Source organism: Bartonella sp. TT110JLCBS (genome assembly GCF_042193405.1).
Lineage (GTDB): Bacteria > Pseudomonadota > Alphaproteobacteria > Rhizobiales > Rhizobiaceae > Bartonella.
Genome location: NZ_JBHILT010000018.1, coordinates 16,764 through 32,029, shown reverse-complemented (window position 1 = coordinate 32,029; position 15,266 = coordinate 16,764). Strand labels below are relative to the sequence as shown.

Sequence of the window (15,266 nt, the reverse complement as noted above, 5' to 3'; positions counted from 1 at the left end):
CATTAAAATGTGAATTTTTAGTTTGCACTTCAAGCTCCCCTCCGGTTGCGAGCGCCCTCGCATGAGTATTCCGGGAGTTTGAAAGCACTGAGCTCAGCCAGCCTTTTGCTTTTAGTGCTGACAAGCACTTGGACATAGCAAAAGCTCCCGGAATTCCGGGATACCCGCAAAGCGGGATAAATTTATGTACTGAGCGTTCGGGCTTTCAAATCCCTATTTGACCGTTGCGTGGACGATCAAAAACACAGATCAATTCATAAGGCAATTTCAGAAGATTGGCAAGAAAAATCAAAATAATTTCAAAGACTATAAGATTGGGTACTTTTTAAAAAAGTGCGAAATCTGGATTTTTAGTTTGCACTTCAAGCTCCCCTCCGGTTGCGAGCGCCCTCGCATGAGTATTCCGGGAGGTTGAAAATACTGACACTCGGATCAGCTTTTTGCTTTTAGTGCTCATGGCACTTGGACATAGCAAAAACTCCCAGAACTCCGGGACACCCACAAAGTGGGGTAATTTAACGTTTGAGTTTTCGGGCTTCAACTCCCTATTGATCGCTGCGTGGACGATCAAAAACACAAGCCTATCAGTAAAGTAGTTTCAGAAGATTGGCAAGAACAATTAAAAGATTTGGAAAATGAGAGCATTTTTTGTATCTTAAAAATTGTCTCGTTATCTTCTTATGCCTTATGCTGTAAAATATTGTCATTTGAGGTAGGCTGAGATGGGGGCATTAGAGGCAAGGATATGCCGTCGAGGGACCTTCAAGCATATCAATTTATACGGTGCTTTTTGTGAGAGTGTCTGGATATTTGGAGGGTAGGGGTTATGTCCGTTTCTGGTGAAACAGTATCCTTTGAGGCGTGGTGAGGGGTGTTTTTCAAGTGCAATATACGCGATAAAAGTTGAATTGTTTACAGACTCTTGTTTATCGAGTGGTGGGTTAGTTTGGAAGTTTCGTTTGGCTGATTTCTGTAATGATGGAAAAGCGTAAAAACGTGAATTCGTAAAATGATGTGGAGAATTTATGCTTTTGTTATGGTATGGAATGTGGTCAGAGGACTAGAGCGCGCGCATTTGTGAATGGAACGGAGATCTGAAGTCAATAAGAGGGATTTGTTGAGTAAGAGGCTGGATTATAGTTTACAAACCGGTGCAGGATGGACGCTTGATCCAGTGAGGAAATCTGTTTTTTGAAGTGGAATTGTCGACCCGTACTTGTAAGAATTTTTGCTCTTTAAGGTGTGGTGATCTGAAATTAGTAGGAGAAGCCGTTAGAGTGAGTAGCTGGGTTGTTGATAGACCCGTGTTGACAGAGCGGTGCGGGGTAGTGATTTGAGCGTTTCGTTTGGCTGATTTCTTTAAAGACGTAAAAGCGTAAAAACGTGTATCTGTAAAATGATGCGGAGGATTTGGGCTTTATGTGGGCTTTTGTCTTTTAGGGGGTGGTCTCATTTTTAATTGTTGATTGCTTGTTAAGTTTTTTTGCTGATTTTCATGTCATTTTTTGTGTTTGAGATTTTGGTTTCTCTTTAGTTGGAAGGAACATGATGATGGTAGATGAACATTGTCTTCCCTTACGTCGAAGAGGGCGGAAAAAAGGGGCTTTGAATAAAACAACAAAGCGATTTAATGAAGCTCTTTTGACAGCTGCTGAGCAGGCTGGATATCACTATGGTGAAGATGGGTTGGTGTCTTATCTGCAATATCATGCGCTGAATAATCCCGTACCGTTTTTTTCGCTGCTGGCAAAAGTCTTGCCTCTTCAGGTGACGGGAGAAGCAGGGGGAGATGTCAAAACAGTTTCACGTATCGAGATTGTACCAGTGAAGCCTAAAAATACCGAACCAGAGAAACGTGATCCTTCGGCTACTGAGGCTTGTGATATTGGAAAATGTTGAGCTGAGGCTTGTTGAGGGTTGAGGGATATCGTCTCTTGAACGGGGGTGCTTTATGCCTGTTTGAGAGCTTATAATTGAAGTTGTGGTGAAGGGCCGTGTGCTTTAGGCGTGTGAGCCGTGAAGTTGTTGGGCTTTGGTGGGGGATGTGTGAGGATGTGGACTGGAGGAGACTTCGGTGCATATGGTGTTTTTGGGGCACATGGCTGTCTGGGGGGGATGCATGGTTTTTGAGTGTGGTACGTGAAAAATCCGCTTTGATAAGGGATGCGTGAGAACGTGAAATTTAAAAAGTGTGATGCTTTTGCGGACTTTTATGAGGGTGTGCTTTGGGGGGCTTTAGAAGAGGAACTTGGGGCGGATATCGTGCTTTGTGGGGGACAGAGGCGCGGTGTTTGAGGGGCGTGATGGAGAGGCATGCTTAGGGGCGCATATCATGTGTATGTGGGGTGAGGGGAGCCCCATACAAAAAAGTGACATTCATTGAACATGTGCGATAACGAACATGGGATAACATGTGGGATGAAGAAAAGACAAAGTGTTGCTTTGGAGAAGGGTGCTTTTCATTCAATTGCTCTGGGATAAGTAAACTTGGGATAAAAGGGTGTAGCGCAATTATTGCTAAAGGCAATTATTGCTCAAGTATGAAAATTTATAATGACAACTGTTCAGAAAATTTCTCAAAAAATGGAGCAGAAAACGGCTCAAGTAGCTCTTATCCCAAAGCTTATTCCTGTTTTTACTGGAAATGCCGATGTGCGAGCTGCTTGGGGAGGACGCGGTTCTGGAAAAACACGTTCTTTTGCTTTGATGTCGGCCGTGGTGGGATATCGCCATGGAATGGCTGGAGAACGCGGGATTATTCTTTGTGCACGGCAATTTCAAAATTCTCTTAATGAAAGTTCTTTGGAGGAAATTAAACGCGCTATCGAGTCTTATCCTTTTTTACAAGACTATTATGAAATCGGCGATAAATATATTAAGTCAAAAGATGGACGGATTGTCTATGTGTTTGCTGGGCTTGATCGCAATATCGCAAGTATTAAATCAATGGGACGCGTTTTCCTTTGTTGGGTCGATGAAGCCGAGCCCGTGACAGAAACTGCTTGGCAAACACTTATTCCAACTTTGCGCGAAGAAGGAAAAGATTGGAATGCAGAATTATGGGTCACATGGAACCCATGCCATGAAAATGCAGCCGTGGAAAAACGTTTCCGAAATGTCGATAATCCTCATATCAAAGGGGTGGAAATCAATTGGCGTGATAATCCGCAATTTCCTGAAAAACTCAATCGTGATCGAATGGACGATTTGCAGCAAAGACCAGAGCAGTATAACCATATTTGGGAAGGCGAATATCTCCAAGCTGTGCAAGGGGCTTATTATCAGAAATGTCTGCTGGAAGCCGAAATGGAAGGGCGGATTACCACTGTTCCACGGGATCCTTTGATGCAGGTGAGAATCTTTTGGGATATCGGGGGAACAGGAGCAAAGGCCGATGCTACCGCATTGTGGGTTGCGCAGTTTGTTGGACGGGAAATCCGAGTGCTCGATTATTATGAAGCCCAAGGACAACCTCTCTCAGAGCATGTGGGCTGGGTCTTTCAAAGGGGATATGAAAAGGCTCTTATGGTTTTGCCTCATGATGGCGCAACAAAAGATCGTGTCTATAATGTGAGTTTTGAAAGTGCCCTTCAACAAGCCGGTTTTCAAACCAAAATAATTCCTAACCAAGGAACAGGCGCTGTGAAAATGCGTATCGAAGCCGTACGGCGGTTGTTTCCTGCACTATGGTTTAATCGTGAAACGACATCTGCCGGGAGAAAAGCGCTCGCCTGGTATCATGAAAAGCGCGACGAACAGCGCAATATCGGACTAGGGGCTGAACATGATTGGGCTAGCCATGGGGCCGATGCCTTTGGACTGATGTGTGTGGCTTATGAACAACCAAATGCTAGAGCGCAAAAAAAACCTTATCGCTCTTCTCACCATTCTCAAACTTCATGGATGGCTTTTTAATGAATAGTTCTACAAATTCTTCTTTTAATCAAATCGAAACGCTTGAAAATCAAGCTCTCTTTAAAAAACTCGTGGGATGGTATCAGGATGATATTACCCATGTCGAAAAATGGCGAAAAAATGCCCAAGAAGATTACGATTTTTATAATGGGCGGCAATGGAATGAGCAAGACCTTGCTGTCTTGCACGAACAAAACAGACCCGTGATGACTTTTAATCGTATTGCACCTTTAATTAATGCTGTCATCGGGGCTGAGCGCAATAATAAAAGGCAAGTGCAATTTATTCCACGACAAGAAGGCGCTGCCTTTGCAAACCAGATTCTGACAGGAGCAGCCGAATGGTTTCGTGATGAAGCTGACGGGGAATACGAAGATTCCGATGCCTTTCAAGATGCAATTATTTGCGGAATGGGCTGGACAGATACACGCCTTGATTATGAACAAGATCCGCAAGGAAAACCAGTCATTGCGCGGCTGGACCCTATGAAAATGGTGTGGGATGCTAGTGCTGTTAAGTCTAATCTCATTGATGCTCAACGCTTATGGTATATTGATGAAAAACCGCTTGCTGTGGCGCAGGAAATGTTTCCCAATGTTCATTGGAGCGATCTTCATGCTGATTGGGTTAAATATCAGAGCTTTTTACACCCAACCAGCAATGGAATGACACAAAGTTATCAAGCAGAGGGAGGGGATCTGCTAGAGGGAGAAGAGGCAAGCTGTTATCAACGTCCTAAAATGGTGACATTGGCGGAATGTCGCTGGTTTGAACGCGAGGTGGTTTATAAAGTCCTTGAGCCTCAAAGTGGAAAATTTATCGATTATTCAGAGCAGGATTTCCAAAATTTAAGTAAAACCTTTCCGCATGTTCAAGCAACAAAATTGACCAGAAAAATTGTCAAACGAGCATTTTTGGGCAGAAAGCTGCTCGAGGCGCCTGATAAGCCCTTGGGGCCACCCAATCAATTGGGATGGGAGTGTATTACCGGTACTTTTGATAAGTTAAGCCGACAATTTTATGGACTGGTCAAGCCAACAAAAGATCCGCAACGGTGGGCAAATAAATATTTTAGTCAAGTGATGCATTTGCTTAATAGCCAATCAAAAGGCGGAGTTATGGCAGAACGCGATGCTTTTGATGATGATCGACAAGCCGTCGAGAGTTGGGCTAGAGCCGATAGCATTACTTGGTTGAAAAGTGGCGCTGTCTCTGGCGGTAGAATCCAACCTAAACCCGTGGCACAATTTCCGCAAGGATTTTTCCAATTGTTTAATGAAGCAAAAAGCGCTCTCGAACAGGTGACGGGGTTGTCTTCTGAATTTGTTGGGACTCGCGCTGTCAATCAGCCCGGTATTCTTGAACAACAACGACGACAATCGTCACTTAATCTTTTGGCTTCCTTTTTTGATGGGTTGCGTCGATATCGGCAACGACAGGGAAAAATTATTCTCTATCTTATTCAAAATTATCTCTCCGATGGGCGGTTGGTGCGTATTGCTGGGGATGAAAATGCCCAGTATGTGCCGCTGACACGCGAAATGGTGACGAGTTTGGAATATGATATTGTCGTGGATGATGCGCCAACAAGTCTTAATGAAAAAGAGCGTACCTTTGCACTCATCATGCAATTGCTGCCTTTGATGCAAAATTTTGCAACACCTGAAATTATGCTCGATCTCTTACGCTATTCGCCTTTACCGGCTTCACTTATTCATAAAATTGCGATAAAGGCGCAAAACTCTTTTCAAGAAGAGCAAAATGCCTCAACACAGATGGAGAATAATGTGGGGGCAGAGCAGATAATGCAGATGTTGCAGACAGTAAAGGCTCAACAATAGGGTGCTTTGTCATGCGTGACTTCTGATAAACGCCATATATCATAAATTGCTTATCGATTTTTGTAGTGCATGGGCTCCCTTTTCTTAAAAGAACTGTTTTGTAGGGCAGTGTTGTTGGGAAAAGTAGGGTGGAGAGGGAGGCTTGCCGTCATGTGGGGTGGAGAGCATTGGGGGAATGGTGGTGCTAAATGATGAGAGAGCATTGAGGGGATAAATGCTTATGGGGCTGTTTTATCTGAAAAATTTTATTTTATTGTTAAAAAAAAGAAAAGGCTAATGTCATGGATCAAGAACACTTAACGCCGGCAGAACAAAACCAATTGAAACAAGATTTTCTGGTCTCAACACAAGAGGGAGAAGATGGTGAAATTGCAAGAGAAGAAAAAACTCTTGAAGATAATTTCCAAGGGCAAATGCATCAACAACAGGACTCTTCGCAAAAGGCTGGAAAAGAGGTTCAAGGGGGAGAAGATGCTCCACCAGATCCACAAAAAGACTTTATGGGCTATATGCAATGGTTGGGAAAAACACTCCAAAAACAAGGGCTTTTACATGAAAAACAACAACCTTCTCTGGCTCGCGAAGCAGAGCAGTTGCATGCATTCTATCAACAGTCTGTTGCCGGTGTTAAACAAAAACATCATGATTTTGATCAAGCAGCTGATTTTATTTATGAAACGCGGGCTAAACAGTTGGCAGCTTGTGCTTCGCTCTATCCCGAGATGGCAGACCCCAAAAATATTGATGCGATAATTGGTGATGAGTTGAAGCAGATCTTGCGCGATTGTGCGCAAAAAAATCAAAACCCCGCTGAAGTGATTTACACGATTGCACAAAAAATTGGCTACACAAATGTTCCCAATAACATGGATGAAAATTTACAGGAAAGACACAATTCTGCGCGTACTCTTGCTGCTTATAACGGCTTGACTCCAAATGGGCCAATTTCTTTGGATATGCTTGATAAAATGTCAGAAGCAGAGTTTAGCGCTTGGGTTGCTGATCCTAAAAATAAAGCCGCTTTTAATCGTTTAATGGGTGGGAGAGAATTTTAAAAAACAAAAATGTGGCAGGAGGTGTTTTCTTGCGGGAACGTTAAGAGGCTTTTGGCGCAGGGAATGTGGGGGATTTCTCAAAGCGCGGATGTGGTGAGAAGAGCTCTTATAAGGGGGAGGCAGACGCTAACAGAAATTAGATAAAACTCACGAACAACCTATTCACCATCTGAAATGAAATGTGGTGTTTTGAGCGCCCGGCGCTTTGCTGGGTTTTTTTTTATGTCAAGAAAACTTTTAGAGGATAAAATGACCGTAACTTATATCGGACTTAATGACCCAATGGCAGTGCGCACATGGTCTAAATTACTAAACCAAGAAGTCTCAAAAGCACTTCCAATTGCACCGTTGATTGGAAATGATTCAAACAGTATCGTACAGTTAAAGGATGAAACCACAAAAGCAAGTGGGGATGCTATTAGCTTTGGTTTGCGGGTGCAGTTGCTAGGCGATGGGGTGAGTGAAGGGCAGACATTGGAAGGCAATGAAGAAGCTTTACAGTTTCTCAATGATCGCTTGGCAATTAATGAACTCGTTCATGCCGTGCGTGTCAAAAATGAGGGAACGATTGATCAGCAACGAATTCTCCATGATTTGCGTACCGAGGCAAAAAATGGTTTGGTTGATTGGTATGCAGATCGTCTGAGTATGATGTTCTTCATTCAAGTGTGTGGTTATACCGCAAAAACAATTAACTTTGAAGGACGCACGATTACCCTTAAACCTGTTCATTATGGGTTTAATGCGCCAACGGCACCAACCAATAAACGCGTGGTACGTCCTAAGGATAAAGCAAAAGATGAAGATTTAAAAGAAGGCGATGTTTTTGATCTTAAGCTCATTGATAAAGCTGTTGAACGGGCTAAATTGGCAAATCCTAAAATTAGACCCGTGCGGATTGATGGCGAAAATGTCTATGTGCTTTATCTTCATCCAACCCAAGTGACGCAATTGCGAACCAATACAGATGCAGGGCAATGGCTCGACATTACTAAGGCAATCTATAGTGGAAGTCGTATCAAAAATCCGCTCTATGATGGGTCTTTGGGCATGTATAATGGTGTGGTTTTGCGCGAAGCTGAACATATTACCGAAGGGGTCGAAGCTGGAACCGCTAACAAAGCTGTACCAAATGTGCGGCGGGCTGTTCTGCTTGGTGCGCAGAGTGCTGTGATTGCTTTTGGTAAAGATCGAGGGGCGACACGCTATAAATTGGTGGAAGAACTCTTCGACTATGAAAGAGAATTCGGGGTTGCGGCCAAAACCATTATTGGTATGAAAAAAACTTGCTTTACCTTGCCAGGAAGTACGCAAGGGGCTCAGGATTTTGGCACTATTGTCATTCCAACTTATGGAGCACCCGCTTAAAGCGAATGTTTGCTCTCTTCCCCCAACAAGAGGGATCTGTTGGGGGAAAAATTTAAAATGCTTCCAGAAACAAGGACAGGCTTATGACCACTTTATCCTCTGATCCCCAAAATCTAAACCTTACACATTCAGACCATTCTAAAACTTTTGCTTATATGGTCGCGCTTATTCAAGATGAAATTGATGATACAACAGCGGAATATTCCCTGCAAATTCAAGATTCAATTTTTACGGCTTTGCGTTTGTGTGAACGCGAACCCTTTTTCTTTAATGAAAAAAGAGAAAGGACGTTTAAAACACAAAGTGGTAAAACATGGTATGGGCAAGAAGAAGGGGTTTTTATTGAAGCAGAAAAGAGTTTGGAGGGCGTCTTTTTAGAAACAAAGGAGGCAACACCAGCAAAGTTGTTCTTTAAGCCCTTGGAAATGTTGCATCAACAATATGGCATGCATCCTGCGCTAGGAACGCCGTTCTTTTATACCTGCCTTGATCAAAAAATAGGACTCTTTCCAACACCAGAACATGTGGAAACCGTAAAGCTCTCGTATGCTCCTGTTCATATTGCCGATGAACAGCTGAAAGAGGATGAGAACCCTTGGTTGATTTATGCTTTTGATCTTATTAAAGCACGGGCAAAATATGAACTTTATAAAAATATTCTTAAAGATCCTGAATATGCCGCCGTTTCTTTCAGAGATTTTCAAGAACAGCTTCAAGCTTTGCGTATTGAAACATCGCGCCGGAAAGGTTCGTCAAAGATTCACCCAATGCGTTTTTAAAAGACTTTTTTCCAAATCGTTTATGGTTGGCGTTGAAGGTTGGTTTGGCACTGGTGGCTGGTTTGTCCCTTATGGCTGGATACGCCGTTGGGTGTTGATGGTGAAGGGCTGGTGGATGGCGTTGGGGGCCATTATTGATGGTATCGTTTTTTCGGTGCGTTAAACAACCTAAGGTTGTTTGTTTTGTTGAATTTTATGCCTTTAGAGTTTTAAGAGCTTTTGTGGTTTTTTATCCATAAGCCTTGGTGTTTTGAATGGCACTGGGCTCTTCAAAGATTTTATGGGGGTCTTGATGGCTCTTTTCCCCGTCATTGTAGGGGGGTGATTGCGGGCAGTTGATTTTGGTTTGGCGCTGGTGGATGGCGTTGGGGGCCATTATTGATGGTATCGTTTTTTTGACGCGTTAAACAACTTACGGTTGTTTGTTTTGTTGAATTTTATGCCTTTAGAGTTTTAAGGGCTTTTGTGGTTTTTTATTAATAAGCCTGGGTGTTTTGAATGGCACTGGGCTCTTCAAAGATTTTATGGGGGTCTTGATGGCTTTTTTCCCAATCGCTGATTATCGACCCGATGTGGCGGATATCAATGGAATTTTTACCGATGAACTTGTTAATGTGCTCCCGGCGGATGGCTCCTATATCCCTATGCCAAGTTTTGAGCCTTTATCAGAGCCTTGTCCCCAGCCAATTTTAGGCACTCTTGCGGTTAAAACAAAAAATGGAGTTTCTATTATTGTCGGGACAAGAGAAAAAATCTACTTGCTTGATAATACAACAATGAACTGGAAAGATATTAGCCAAAAAGGAAAACCTTATCTGGCTAATGTTGATGCTCCGTGGTCTTTTGCTTTGTTTGGTGATTTTATCATTGCGGTGAATGCCAATGATAAACCACAAGTGATTGATATTAACCATGATAAAACATTTAGAAATTTAGGAGGAAATCCACCACAGGCAGGGATTGTTCGAATCTGGGGAGATTTCGTTTGTTTGATGAAATTAACCGAGTATCCAAGACGGGTTCATTGGTCTGGATTAAATGATGCTGAATTTTGGACCGTGGGGAAAAAAAGTTGTGATTATCAAGATTTTCCTGATGGCGGATTCGTCCAAGGGGCAACGGAGACAACAAATCCAATTATCTTTATGCGTTCTGCAATCTATGCCGGTTCTTTTATCCCTGGCTCTAAGATTATTTTTAGTTTCCAAAAAATCCACGATAAACGAGGCGCAAAAAATGCTGAATCAATTGTTTGTAGAGGCGATTTAGCATTCTTTGCCGATGAGGGCGGGTTTTATCAAATAACAAATGAGGGACAGATTATACCCATTGGGTTCGAAAAAGTCGATCGAACGATGACCGCAAAATCAAGGAAGGATAATCTGTACACTCTATCTGCTGCTATCGATGGGGTGTATAATCGTGTTTATTGGATGGTTGATTCTGATGAGAATCTTCATAAACGTATCTTGCTCATTTATGATTGGGGATTGCAAAAATGGACAAAAGCTCTCGTCGATATCAAAATGATATTGCCTATTTTCTTAGCCGGAACAACCCTAGAAGGTCTTGATTTTGTGACTAAGAATATTGATGACTTGTCCTTTTCTCTTGATAGTAAAGCTTGGAAAAATGAATCGCCTATTCTGGGGGCATTTGATCAACAGGGGAGACTGGGTTCGTTTTCTGGGGGTCCTATGGCTTGTGTCGTGACATCACAAGAAATGGGGCAGACAAATGGCATGATAACACGGGTGAAAAATATTATGCCTCAAGTCAATAGTGGAAAGTTTTATTTGTCTGTGGGAATGCGCTTTCGACAATCTCTTGACGAGGAAACTGTTTGGTTGCCAGAAAAACAGCCCTCTTATAATACTGGACAAATTCACTGTCGTGCAAGGGCACGGTTTTATCGCTTTAAATTGCGTATTCCTGAAGGGGTGAATTGGACTCATGTCACTGGATTTGATGTGGAATTGACGCGGGCCGGCATGCGATAGGCATGCCCTTTTATAATACCATGCGATAGGCATGCCCTTTTGTAATATCATGCGATAGGCTCAAACCTCTATTATTAAAGAACAAATGCCCCATAGACTTCCCAAGCCTTTAGAAACAAAGGCACAATGCGATATGCTGTGTCTTTATAATATGAAGAACAAGGTGGTGCGTTATGTTTTATGCTTTTCTGAGATAAAGGAAAAATAGGCTGCACCATGGTTTATTTTTATAAAGAAGAAAGTTCCCTCTTTGTTGTGACAAAGGGATGATGGGGCTTTTTTTCTTTTATTGTGCGGGGGGCATGGAATGCGTGAAATGCGTAGGGGGATGTTATTTGAGGGGAGATGAGTGATGAAGCTAAAAGAGCTAAAATTATGATGCAAGAGAGTCAAGATTTATATTCTGCTTATCTGACAGAGCAGTGGCCATGGGAAAAAATAGCTCCCTATCAAGAGGCTCTCAATGCTGCATTGAAAAAATATGCTCAGCGCTTTCCGGATGATGTTTGTTTGGAAAAAATCGCTGAAGAAATCGCTACAGGACAAGCACAGTTGTGGCTGGTCTTAAAAAATAAAATCCAATTTAGTGCTTTTGCAATTACCAAAGTTGAAATAACCCATACGGGAAAAAAATGCGTCGTTCTCTCTGATCTTGCTGGAGAGGGAGGACTGAAATTGGTCAAGTTGATTGATGAAGTCGAAAAATGGGCGCGAACAATCAATGCTGAAGAAATGCACATGTTTGGAAGAACTGGATGGGCGAAAAAGCTCGCTCATCACGGATATTCTCGTAATCTTATTCAATATAGAAAGGTTCTGAACCCATGAGTAGAAAAACCACACCTCAAGTGCAAACAACAACACAAACAAATGCTCCACCTGCTTGGGTGGCTGATATTCTTAAACAAGCCAGTGCTGATGCACTTGGACTTTATAATAAAGGAATTGGCGGAAACGTTTATCAGGGAGACAGAGTCGCTGGTCTTAGCAATATGACAAAAAATGCGCTGACCGGTTTACAACAAGCAGCAGGGCTTTATAACAATCCAACGGTAACGCAATGGTTGAATGCCCCAACCAACAGCGCTACAAATCTTTCCGGTATGGCTAAGGGAAGCTGGATTGGAAGCAATAGTAAATTTAATACTGCATTGCAAAATGCTCTGAATAAAACGTCCGATGCGATTAATCAGTCGATGTCGGGAGCAGGACGTTATGGCTCTGGGGCTCATGCTGGTGTGCTCGCTGATGAGTTAGGCGCTTTGGCAACAAATGCTGCAGCACAGCAATATAATCAAGATATTAACAATATGATGAATGCCAACCAGATGATTGATCGCTCTCAGAATGATCAAGTTAATGCGGCAAATAGCTATTATCAAGGACAGAGTAACGTGCAAAGCAATGCTTTGAAAGGGGGCATGATTCAAGATATAAACCGTCAAAATGTCTTAGATGCTGAACGCCAAAAATGGTCAGAAAAAGATAATCAAGATTGGAACCGATTGCAAAGCTTGTTACAGGTAGGGACACAGGCTGCTGGAAATTACGGAACGACTTCAGGAAAATCCACGACAATGCCTTCTGTGACAAAAGATCCATTGCGTGATGCGCAGCAAGTGCTTGGATTGGTCGGAGGAATTTTAGGGCTTTGTGATGTGAGAGCAAAAGAAAATATTATCCCTGTGGGGCAGAGAAAGGGATATCCACTTTATACCTTTAATTATAAAGGAAATCCACAACGTTATCAGGGCGTTATGGCGCAAGACGTGTTGCGTGTGAACCCTGAAGCTGTTTATGTCAATGCAAAAACAAAATTATTGCATGTTGATTATGACAAAATAGGCCTGAAAATGGAAAAAATGAAAATGGAGAAAATACCGGCATCTAAAAATAAAATTGCGGCTTTCTTTTCTTCATTTTTTGCTCGTTTTCCCTTTTTGAATAAAGAGTATCTTCTATGAGTTCGATTTATGATTGGTCAATTGTTGCATCAGAAAATGCTTATGTCGACGAGAATATAAACTGGGCAGAAGGGCAACCGCCAAGCACAGTCAATGATAGTGCTCGCGCTATGATGCAACGCATCAAAGAATATTTGTTGGATAATGGGGGCGTGATTGAAACACAGTTTACTGTTGATGTGAAAAATGAGAGAACGTCACTTCGTTTGGCAACAAAGTCTTTTTTTGAGACTTATATGGATGGCATTGTTGTGCGCTTTAAAGCACAAGGCGTCAACAGAGGAATAACAAATATTTCTTTAAATCAATTGCCGCCAAGACCAACTTATATGGCAACGCCAGAGGGTATTATGCCTTTAAAGGGCGGGGAAATTCAAAAAGGGGGGCTTTATGAAGTCGTCTATACGCGTGATATTGCCGGAAAAAATGCTGATGGCTGGTTTTTAACCAATCCTACTATAAAACTTCCTGAAATTCCGCCCTTTCCTCCTTTGCCTGAAACTTTTTCTTCTGGATTTATCGGGACTTTTGCTACAGAAAAAATACCCTCTGGATGGTTACTGTGTGATGGTAAAGAATATTCGCGAAGGAACTATGCTAATCTCTTTGCTGTTCTGGGAGAAACATGGGGAAAAGGAGACGGGAGAACAACATTCAATGTTCCCGATTTGCGTGGAATGTTTTTACGGGGGCTCGATAGTGGAAAAGAAATTGATAAAGGACGTCGCTTGGGAAGCCGACAAGAAGAGTCTTTTAAATCTCATACCCATGAAGGAAAAACAGATTCAACAGGTAACCACCAGCATAGTTATCCAATGATTGAAAAGGTAGTTTGGGATATGAATCACGGTGAATATTATAGAAATCTGGCTCAAATTTACAATAAAAATTTGTTGACAGGTCCTGCGGGAGAGCATGAACATAAGGTCTTGTTGCAAAAAACAGGGGGAGATGAAACACGTCCTGTCAATGTGGCGGTGGTTTATGCTGTCAAAGCCTGAGAATGAAAGCTGTGTGAGAGAAAGATAAAAATGCTTGCAAAATGTTTGTTATGAAAAAAAGTCTTATTGAATATATTGTGTAGAAAGTTTTGAGGCGCTTTAGAAAAAACTCAATTCTCTTTATTCTTTTATTTTTTGTGCTGCCTTTGTTGGATGTCTAAAGGTAAGTTTGCCTATTGTTCTTTAGAGGATCAAGACAGTGATTATTGAAGGTAGAGGGAGAACAAAAAAACTTTCTTTATTCATGGCGTTTTTTACTGAGGAATAAAGATTTTATCCCAAATGCCTCTCTCTTGTGGTGTCGTGATCCATTATTTCAAGTGCTGGGTTTAAACCGCTGCTGTGCGATGACAAAAAACCCATGGGTAAATTTTATCCTATTATACTGTAAAACATCGTCATTAAAACACTATTATTGAAGGTGGTGATATCAGTAAGATAGCTTAAAGTATTTAATACATTAGCAAATGTTCTGGGGAGGATTTGCTCGTAGAGTTTTCATGCAAGTGAATCATATAAGTGAGCAGCAGACGGAATCCTTTCAGAAGAGTTGGATTGTTTACAAACCGATGTGGGCTAAAATCTTCGTCCTTTTAGGTGCGGAAAGAGGTCAACGGATATGTTTATTTAAAGCGAGAAAAAGCAAAATGGAGCGCTTTCTTTTTTGGCAAAGCGTGTAGGAAAAAAGGGCTCTTTGCTTTCAAAATGGGTGCACTGTTGGCAAGAGCAGCAGGTTGGCGATGCGTTTGTAGTACATGGTGAGGCATTGAACCCTCTGAGATGGCATTTTGTGCTTATCAGGCAACTTCTTGAAACGGGATGAGAGTGATACGAGAAAATCTATAAGACAATAGTTTATCCCGTTGTGTTGTAAAATACCATTGTTTGAGATGCGGTTAAAATTTTATGCATGGGGTGTTTTTCGTCTGTGTGTATTCCTAACGCAGCATTTTTTTGTAGAGTAACTCTGGACAGGGGATACATTACAAGGATGCGTTTGAAGGGGGAAGCCAAGTCAAATCTGTTAGATAAGAAGCCAGATTGTTTACAAACCATTGTTTATTGATTGCCATTATTTAAAGACCGGTGTGGGCTTTGTCCTTTTGGGAAAGCTGACACAGCATGCAAGGTGACATGCATTTCTCTTTGGTTTTAGGTGGTAAAATCATCATTTTAGGTGGAAAACAGAGTATAATCTAAAAAAATACCTTGTAAAAATTTTCGATGAGGAATTTTTTTTCAAAAGCTTTTCATATGGTTTTCTGAGGTTTTCTGAGGTTTTCTGAGGTTTTCTGAGGTTTTCTGAGGTTTTCTGAGGTTTTCTGAGGTTTTCTGAGGTTTTC

General features: G+C 41.9%; 11 protein-coding genes. All 11 read left to right on the top strand.

Annotated features, from left to right (window positions below):
- The first annotated feature begins 1,551 nt into the window (after nucleotides 1-1,551).
- The 11 genes from ACFILW_RS07590 (at nucleotide 1,552) to ACFILW_RS07540 (ending at nucleotide 13,923) form a co-directional block, all read left to right on the top strand.
- Nucleotides 1,552-1,899, top strand: a complete 348-nt coding sequence (locus ACFILW_RS07590; protein ID WP_375666413.1) for a hypothetical protein — start codon at nucleotides 1,552-1,554, stop codon at nucleotides 1,897-1,899.
- A gap of 654 nt (nucleotides 1,900-2,553) precedes the next feature.
- Nucleotides 2,554-3,915 carry a PBSX family phage terminase large subunit gene (locus ACFILW_RS07585; RefSeq protein ID WP_375685457.1) on the top strand — a complete coding sequence of 454 codons (1,362 nt, stop codon included), beginning with the start codon at nucleotides 2,554-2,556 and terminating at the stop codon, nucleotides 3,913-3,915.
- Nucleotides 3,915-5,756 carry a portal protein gene (locus tag ACFILW_RS07580; protein ID WP_375685456.1) on the top strand — a complete coding sequence of 614 codons (1,842 nt, stop codon included), beginning with the start codon at nucleotides 3,915-3,917 and terminating at the stop codon, nucleotides 5,754-5,756. Before ACFILW_RS07585 ends, ACFILW_RS07580 begins: the two co-directional genes overlap by 1 nt.
- Nucleotides 5,757-6,037: 281 nt before the next feature.
- Nucleotides 6,038-6,811, top strand: a complete 774-nt coding sequence (locus ACFILW_RS07575; protein WP_375646278.1) for a hypothetical protein — start codon at nucleotides 6,038-6,040, stop codon at nucleotides 6,809-6,811.
- 249 nt (nucleotides 6,812-7,060) lie between these two features.
- On the top strand, nucleotides 7,061-8,179 hold the full coding sequence (locus ACFILW_RS07570) for a N4-gp56 family major capsid protein (RefSeq protein ID WP_375685459.1): 1,119 nt from the start codon (nucleotides 7,061-7,063) through the stop codon (nucleotides 8,177-8,179).
- An 83-nt stretch (nucleotides 8,180-8,262) separates the two neighbouring features.
- The gene (locus tag ACFILW_RS07565) at nucleotides 8,263-8,958 is read left to right on the top strand and encodes a hypothetical protein (RefSeq protein ID WP_375685455.1); all 696 of its coding nucleotides are present in this window, start codon (nucleotides 8,263-8,265) and stop codon (nucleotides 8,956-8,958) included.
- Nucleotides 8,959-8,980: 22 nt separating this feature from the next.
- Entirely contained in the window at nucleotides 8,981-9,121 is a 141-nt protein-coding gene (locus ACFILW_RS07560; RefSeq protein ID WP_375685454.1) for a hypothetical protein, read from the top strand.
- Between the two features lie 373 nt (nucleotides 9,122-9,494).
- Nucleotides 9,495-10,958 carry a hypothetical protein gene (locus tag ACFILW_RS07555; protein ID WP_375685453.1) on the top strand — a complete coding sequence of 488 codons (1,464 nt, stop codon included), beginning with the start codon at nucleotides 9,495-9,497 and terminating at the stop codon, nucleotides 10,956-10,958.
- Between the two features lie 345 nt (nucleotides 10,959-11,303).
- Nucleotides 11,304-11,786: a hypothetical protein gene (locus ACFILW_RS07550; RefSeq protein ID WP_375646284.1), complete on the top strand. Its 483-nt coding sequence runs from the start codon at nucleotides 11,304-11,306 to the stop codon at nucleotides 11,784-11,786.
- Nucleotides 11,783-12,922 carry a tail fiber domain-containing protein gene (locus ACFILW_RS07545; protein ID WP_375685452.1) on the top strand — a complete coding sequence of 380 codons (1,140 nt, stop codon included), beginning with the start codon at nucleotides 11,783-11,785 and terminating at the stop codon, nucleotides 12,920-12,922. Before ACFILW_RS07550 ends, ACFILW_RS07545 begins: the two co-directional genes overlap by 4 nt.
- On the top strand, nucleotides 12,919-13,923 hold the full coding sequence (locus ACFILW_RS07540) for a phage tail protein (RefSeq protein ID WP_375685451.1): 1,005 nt from the start codon (nucleotides 12,919-12,921) through the stop codon (nucleotides 13,921-13,923). The genes ACFILW_RS07545 and ACFILW_RS07540 overlap by 4 nt, the downstream gene beginning before the upstream one ends.
- Nucleotides 13,924-15,266: the final 1,343 nt, after the last annotated feature.

Bases quoted from the DNA above. Each gene is read 5' to 3' on its own strand.
- ACFILW_RS07585 (WP_375685457.1), top strand. From the start codon at position 2,554: ATGACAACTGTTCAGAAAATTTCTCAAAAAATGGAGCAGAAAACGGCT.
- ACFILW_RS07575 (WP_375646278.1), top strand. From the start codon at position 6,038: ATGGATCAAGAACACTTAACGCCGGCAGAACAAAACCAATTGAAACAA.
- ACFILW_RS07560 (WP_375685454.1), top strand. From the start codon at position 8,981: ATGGTTGGCGTTGAAGGTTGGTTTGGCACTGGTGGCTGGTTTGTCCCT.
- ACFILW_RS07540 (WP_375685451.1), top strand. From the start codon at position 12,919: ATGAGTTCGATTTATGATTGGTCAATTGTTGCATCAGAAAATGCTTAT.
- ACFILW_RS07545 (WP_375685452.1), top strand. From the start codon at position 11,783: ATGAGTAGAAAAACCACACCTCAAGTGCAAACAACAACACAAACAAAT.
- ACFILW_RS07555 (WP_375685453.1), top strand. From the start codon at position 9,495: ATGGCTTTTTTCCCAATCGCTGATTATCGACCCGATGTGGCGGATATC.
- ACFILW_RS07565 (WP_375685455.1), top strand. From the start codon at position 8,263: ATGACCACTTTATCCTCTGATCCCCAAAATCTAAACCTTACACATTCA.
- ACFILW_RS07570 (WP_375685459.1), top strand. From the start codon at position 7,061: ATGACCGTAACTTATATCGGACTTAATGACCCAATGGCAGTGCGCACA.
- ACFILW_RS07580 (WP_375685456.1), top strand. From the start codon at position 3,915: ATGAATAGTTCTACAAATTCTTCTTTTAATCAAATCGAAACGCTTGAA.
- ACFILW_RS07590 (WP_375666413.1), top strand. From the start codon at position 1,552: ATGGTAGATGAACATTGTCTTCCCTTACGTCGAAGAGGGCGGAAAAAA.
- ACFILW_RS07550 (WP_375646284.1), top strand. From the start codon at position 11,304: ATGAGTGATGAAGCTAAAAGAGCTAAAATTATGATGCAAGAGAGTCAA.